At 65.4% G+C, this 728-nt stretch carries 1 protein-coding gene; it reads right to left on the bottom strand.

Translation table 11 applies throughout. The features are described from left to right. Positions 1–468: 468 nt before the first annotated feature. Positions 469–728: PEP-utilizing enzyme (locus tag E1263_RS42490; protein ID WP_238162093.1), on the bottom strand; the 260-nt coding region annotated here is incomplete at its 5' end.

The raw sequence follows: 728 nt of genomic DNA, 5'->3' as shown, positions 1-728 counted from the left end.
CGCGCCAATCGCGAACCGAACCTCCATCGAAACCACCAGATCCGCCACGACCCACCAACGAACCGCAGCCATCAAGTGTCCGACATGTCCCTACACATCTCCGTCCGACATGTCCCTTCAGAACACAGACCTGGAATGACGGGTAGAACTCCCCAGCCCCACCGACCAGCCCACCCGGAGAGCTGGGTGGAACGTTTTGTGCAAATGGCGACATGAAGTTTCCACACTGGCGCTGCTTTTGGGCCTCAGCCGTAGCGGGCACCTCAATCGGCGCGAGCGTGGTCGCCGGCCTCGCCAGTACCTCAGCCCCGTGCCGGGCCCAGCCAAGCTCTTTATGTAACGCGGCCGCCGCGGCGACCAGCCACAAGCAACGTGCCCGGCTTGTCCGGAGCGGCGAGCAACCATGCACCGCCGTACCAGAGCGGGATGGCATCACTGGAGCGTTCCTGTCGAGTCCGCCAAGGCGGTTCAGCGGGTGATCGTGCCGGTGGTGGTGTTGAGGGTTAGGACGGTGCCTTCGGGGATGGTGAGGGCATTCGGTACGGCGAGGATCGCGGGGATGTGGTGTTCGCGGGCGAGGATGGCGGCGTGGGAGAGGCGGCCGCCGGTTTCGGTGATGATGCCCGCGATGACACCGAAGAGTGGGGTCCAGGCGGGGTCGGTGTAGCGGCAGATGAGGATGTCGCCGGGCTGGATGCGGGGGAATTCGGCGGGGGAGTGGATGGGGC

Origin of the sequence: Kribbella antibiotica (assembly GCF_004349055.1) — a bacterium.
GTDB lineage: Bacteria > Actinomycetota > Actinomycetes > Propionibacteriales > Kribbellaceae > Kribbella > Kribbella antibiotica.
Note: the sequence above shows the minus strand (reverse complement) of the source record. Positions and strands in the feature narration are given on the sequence as shown.